General features: G+C 36.7%; 5 protein-coding genes. All 5 read right to left on the bottom strand.

The window, feature by feature from the left end; translation table 11 throughout:
• Nucleotides 1–550: 550 nt before the first annotated feature.
• The 5 genes from V6259_RS19375 to V6259_RS19355 all read right to left on the bottom strand — a co-directional run bounded on the left by V6259_RS19375 (nucleotide 551) and on the right by V6259_RS19355 (nucleotide 4,753).
• Nucleotides 551–928: a hypothetical protein gene (locus tag V6259_RS19375; protein ID WP_341585932.1), complete on the bottom strand. Its 378-nt coding sequence runs from the start codon at nucleotides 926–928 to the stop codon at nucleotides 551–553.
• A 174-nt stretch (nucleotides 929–1,102) separates the two neighbouring features.
• Nucleotides 1,103–1,483: a hypothetical protein gene (locus V6259_RS19370; protein ID WP_341585931.1), complete on the bottom strand. Its 381-nt coding sequence runs from the start codon at nucleotides 1,481–1,483 to the stop codon at nucleotides 1,103–1,105.
• Between the two features lie 220 nt (nucleotides 1,484–1,703).
• The gene (gene csrA, locus V6259_RS19365) at nucleotides 1,704–1,889 is read right to left on the bottom strand and encodes a carbon storage regulator CsrA (protein ID WP_341585930.1); all 186 of its coding nucleotides are present in this window, start codon (nucleotides 1,887–1,889) and stop codon (nucleotides 1,704–1,706) included.
• A 406-nt stretch (nucleotides 1,890–2,295) separates the two neighbouring features.
• Nucleotides 2,296–4,179, bottom strand: coding sequence for a DNA cytosine methyltransferase (locus V6259_RS19360; RefSeq protein WP_341585929.1), 1,884 nt, complete (start codon nucleotides 4,177–4,179; stop codon nucleotides 2,296–2,298).
• A 196-nt stretch (nucleotides 4,180–4,375) separates the two neighbouring features.
• Nucleotides 4,376–4,753, bottom strand: coding sequence for a hypothetical protein (locus V6259_RS19355; protein ID WP_341585928.1), 378 nt, complete (start codon nucleotides 4,751–4,753; stop codon nucleotides 4,376–4,378).
• Nucleotides 4,754–5,688 lie beyond the last annotated feature (935 nt).

Below are 5,688 nucleotides of genomic sequence, written 5' to 3'. Positions count from 1 at the left end.
AGCTTAACGGGGACTGGTACGCCCGTACCAGTCTAGTAGGGGAGAGGGTTAGCCCCTAAAAGATGCCTGATCAATAAGCTTAACGGGGACTGGTACGCCCGTACCAGTCTAGTAGGGGAGAGGGTTAGCCCCTAAAAGATGCCTGATCAATAAGCTTAACGGGGACTGGTACGCCCGTACCAGTCTAGTAGGGGAGAGGGTTAACCCCTAAAAGATGCCTGATCAATAAGCTTAACGGGGACTGGTACGCCCGTACCAGTCTAGCAGGGGCGAGGGTTAACCTCTAAAAGATGCCTGATTAATAAGCTTAACGGGGACTGGTACGCCCGTACCAGTCTAGAAGGGGCGAGGGTTAAGCCCTAAAAGATGCCTGATTAATAAGCTTAACGGGGACTGGTACGCCCGTACCAGTCTAGCAGGGGTGAGGGTTAAGCCCTAAAAGATGCCTGATTAATAAGCATAATGGGGACTGGTACGCCCGTACCAGTCTAATAGGGGAGAGGGTTAAAGCCTAAATAATGGCTCTAAAGTATCACGGCTTACAGTCAAATTAACAACAGATAGCCTCTACGTCTGAGTTGAAATAATTATCCCATGAATCATGTGTATGTGCTTGTCTTTCATCTGATTCTAATTCAGCTTCAAATCGTTGTTGAGCAACGAGGGGGTGGATGTCCTCGCTAGATCTAAAAGCTTCGTTTATCTGTAATTGTTGTAACTGTGCCTTAGTTATCATGTCTCCAATTAACTCTGTAGATAGAAACTTTTGCATAACACTAATGATGGTTGAGAAATTGGAAGGCGTCAAATCATCGGGCGTCTCTACCTTGCATTCTTGTTTATGTAGTTCGTTAAAAATTAAACGTTGAATGTTAAGACCGAACTGGCCAAGATTAGATAAGCCTAAATAGAGTTGTTTGGTGTACATAATCATTCTCCTATGCATAGTTTGGGTATCGTGAATTCTAATAGATTCACTCTCTAGATGGGCTATTGTCGCTAATATAAAGAGGTTAGAAATCAGGTGTCGGATTTCACGGCTATCACCAATCCATTGGTTAAAGGAGAATTCTAAGGCGTTTGAGTGATATAAAAAAACCTGTTATTTAACAGGTTTTTTTATATCAATTGTTTTATATGATTGGCTGATTAAGCCATGTGTATGTGCTTGTCTTTCATCTGATTCTAATTCAGCTTCAAATCGTTGTTGAGCAACGAGAGGGTGGATGTCCTCGCTAGATCTAAAAGCTTCGTTTATCTGTAATTGTTGTAACTGTGCCTTAGTTATCATGTTTCCAATTAACTCTGTAGATAGAAACTTTTGCATAACACTAATGATGGTTGAGAAATTGGAAGGCGTTAAATCATCGGGCGTCTCTATCTTGGATTCTTGTTTATGTAGTTCGTTAAAAATTAAACGTTGAATGTTAAGACCGAACTGGCCAAGATTAGATAAGCCTAAATAGAGTTGTTTGGTGTACATAATCATTCTCCTATTCATAGTTTGGGTATCGTGAATTCTAATAGATTCACTCTCTAGATGGGCTATTGTCGCTAATATAAAGAGGTTAGAAATCAGGTGTCGGATTTCACGGCTATCACCAATCCATTGGTTAAAGGAGAATTCTAAGGCGTTTGAGTGATATAAAAAAACCTGTTATTTAACAGGTTTTTTATATCAATAGTTTTATATGATTGGCTGATTAAGCATTGTTCTCAGCGCACTCTAATTCTTTAATTCTATTGTAAATTTCTTCACGGTGGACGCTAATATCATTCGGAGCTTCTATACCTAATCGGACTTGATTTCCCTTTACTCCCAAAACTCTAACTTCGATATCATCTCCTATCATAAGAGCTTCACCTGAACGACGTGTAAGAATAAGCATTATTAATTCCTTTTATTTTCTTTTGTTGATTTTAGAAATACTATGTCTATATAAAAAATATGTAATAGTAACTTTAGCTTGATAACTCAGAAATTCAATTTTTTATTTGTACCCCTTTGTTAAATAATGTAGTTATATTATCCACTTAAAAAAAGGCAATATTGAATTCCTGAGGTAAAATCCCTATTACTAACCCGCTGGGGTTAAAGGCATCGCCTTTTGGGAAATCACGAATAAGCGTTATGTTTGATATAAAAAACGACCAACAAAGGCCGTTAAGGACTGATTGTTATTGTGCATAAACAGAATATCTGAAATGCCTAATAATAAATACACTATATATTAAATGAGCTAATGTGATAATTCCCAATATACAAATTAGCTCATTTATCTGCTAATTATGTAGCTATGCAGCTTGTTGACTTAGATTTGTGGCTTCAATATTTAAGAAAACTTGTTTTTTTGCCATGTTCAAAGCATGACCAATAATTTTTACAGCACTGTGCCAAGTCCAGCCCTGCCCAAGTACAGAATGTAGTAAAGTAGCGGATTCGTTAGGGCAGTTCCGTACATATTCGGCGTCGAATCCTTTTAGCTGTGCATGTTCTGTGTGATGAAATAATCTAGATTTCTCTGCGTCTGTTGGGCAGACAAAATAAGGGTCACAGCTCCCAGCTTTTGTGTAACTTTGACGTATCAGTAGTGTGCGAGTTTCATCGCCATGATAAAGTGGTCGTTTGAAGCCTTTTCCGGCTACCTTATCTTTTTCCTCTTTTAATTTTAGGCCCTCATATAATCTGTAACTCTTGTGATTATTTGGAATGTTGCTGTCAATAAAGTGTGATACTGGACGCCGTGGTCCAACAAACCAAGAGTCTTTAGAAAAGATATTTTCTGCATCGAGAATTTGTTTATTGTCAAATCCGTACAGAAATAAGCGTTTTCTTGTTTCCGTGCCGCCATAATTATGTGAATCTATAACACCATATTCAATTTCATAATTTAACGCCGTGAGTACTTCAATAATAGAATCAAATGAAGCTGTGCTCTTATAGGAATCGGTGTTCTCAATTATTGGAATGGATGGATTTAATTCAGCTATAAACCTAATTGCTTGCCAAAACAAATGTCCTGCTTCAGTATGACTTTCTGCATTCTTGGTCTTTAACTTAGATCGTCCGGCTCTGCTTGCGCCTTTGCACACAATTCCGAGCGTCATTATTGATGTTTTTATATTTTTATTTCGACTTGGATCAAACTGACAAATGTCGCCAATAAGTGAAATTGTGTCTTTGTTATATGCATGACTATTTTTTATAACGGAGTGGTTCAAATACCCATCGTCAATTTCAGAGACTAATTTTAAGACTGGAGTGAGTCCGTGATCTGAATACAGTTCGATCGTAGCTTGTTCGATAGTCCCGCCACCATGGAAAAGACTAGTAATGCTCATTGTGTCATTTGAGATGTCATTTTCTAATTGTTTTAGTCTATCTCTTTTATTCCCTAGCTCTTGATCAAAGGAAGGTGTAAAAGATTTAAATTTAGAAAGCCCTAAGAGCTCGCTGAATCCCTTTGGTTGATTTTCCTCTAGAGATTTGCAGTCAAATTCTAAGTCGCTACTGAAGGCCAGTAGAGAGTTGTTAAGTTGCGTTACGGTATAGCTTAAGCTTTTTAAAATTGCTACTAGCCCATCCTGAGGCGTGTTTTGTTTTGATTCGAAATTTTTAATATGGATGGCGAATGGATTAGATTTCTCTATGCTTACAAGGGCGTTGTAGAACTTCGCGCTTTTTGGTGCAATTGGGTTAAAATTTAAAGTGCAAATATCCGATTCTTGAGTATTGTTTGAGTGTGGAATGTTTGGAAGGTTATCAACTGAGATATTAAGATGGCGAGCAAAGTTCGCTTTGATAGACAAATTAAATTTAGAGATTCTACAACGTCTTTTTTCAGCATAGTCATTAATGCTTATTAAAATGTAATCTGTCTCTATTAGGGCTTTTAATCGTGTTTCAGGCTCCCATGATACTCCGATTTTTTTAAGCGGTAATTCAATTAATGTCTGAACAATGCTGCCTTTTTTTCGTCCGCTTAAATTTTGTGTGGTTTCTGTAGAGCGCGGTAACTTTTCAGCTTTGCGATTAAGTTTTATTGTTTTGTCATTTATATGCTCAATTGTAACGGTGTCGCCTTTATTCCAGTTTTTAGAATTTAGTGAAAAGCTATCTAGCCAAATAGCTGAACCGCATTTACGTGACATAACTTTAGTTGAAATAATTGGTTTCATAGGTACATTCCACTGCAATATTTATTTCATTATTATCCAATGTTTAGTTCTGGAATTAATGAGAATGAAGACCTTATACCTATAGACTAAATATGGGCGTTAAAGCTGAAAGCTTATGAAAGATCCGAGGTTTTTATTGGATGATTTTAAGGATGCCGCTAGTCCTCATCTTTAAATGAGGACTAGTCGGGCGATATTAATTAATTCGTGATAGTTTTTTAAATTTCGAAAGCTGGTGCTCTGTAAATAGATCTGTGATTTTGCAGTATTGATTATGACCTCGGGCTGAAGTGCTTACAGAATTTTGACGGCTATCACAGCCACGGTAAAGAACCTCTTCACCGCCAAAAAATTGGCTAATGACTATGTAAATAGAGTCCCCATGTAGCGAGATTTCACCACTACATGCAATTCCCGCCTTATTTGAGGAGATTTTGCATTCTTTTTCAATTCCTAAAATTCTAGATAATTCTTTGAGCACTTTTTTTGATTCAGAGTGAAATGAATTTTTTAGTTTAGGCTCGCAATAGCTCAAATCTTGAGACATAACATTTACAAGTTTGTTTGTGTTCATTGTAGTACCTCTTTACCAGTAATAATTAAGATGTAGCTATTATCCTTGAGTAAAGCGTATCTGAATTTGGAGGTGGGCTTTGAAGCTATAAACCTAATATATGGTTAAAGGGAACCTAATGTAGTTATCCACAGATGTTTTATTTATTTATCATGTTAGTAATTGTTTATACTTGTTTAGGGAGCTGTAAGCTGTTGATAAATATAGATAAAAATCATATCTTTACCACTCTTGTTTAAGACATCACCATGTATGTTTCAAAGATTGCCGAAATCCAACAAACATCACCATATATATTGAAAAGGTTGCAGAAGTTTTTGAAACTTCACCATGTTTATTTAAAATTATCCGTTTTCCTGTTCGAATAACTAATAAAACTGGAGAAACATTAGGGGGGTGCTTAAACTTTAGCTAAAGCTATAGTTGCATAACTACTTATAATTTCAAGTTTGTAGGTGTATTTTTCTCCATAGGTGGTAAAGATGACTAGCATTACCAGTATAATTGAATATTTGACTAGAGTTCGTCGCCTATCATGGTGAAGAATAACCTATTTCATCCTTAACAAAAGCTATATTTTCGCCATAGGTGGTAAAGATGGCTAGCATTACCGGTATAATTTAATGTTTGGACTAGAGTTCGTCGCCTATCATGGTGAAGATTAACCTTTTTCATCTTTAACAAAAGCTGAATTTTCGCCATAAGTGGTAAAGATGGCTAGCATTACCGGTATAATTTAATGTTTGGACTAGAGTTTGTTGCCTATCATGGTGAAGTTTAACCTTTTTCATCCTTAACAAATGCTGAATTTTCGCCTTAAGTGGTAAAGATATCTAAGATTACCATCATAGTTTCAAATATGGATTGGACCTCTTCGCCTATGCTGGTAAAGGTCGATGTATTCATACCAAATCAAAGCTACAGTTTTCGCCTTA

It is taken from the genome of Marinomonas sp. TI.3.20 (assembly GCF_038155025.1).
GTDB classification, from domain to species: Bacteria; Pseudomonadota; Gammaproteobacteria; order Pseudomonadales; family Marinomonadaceae; genus Marinomonas; species Marinomonas flavescens.
Note: the sequence above shows the minus strand (reverse complement) of the source record. Positions and strands in the feature narration are given on the sequence as shown.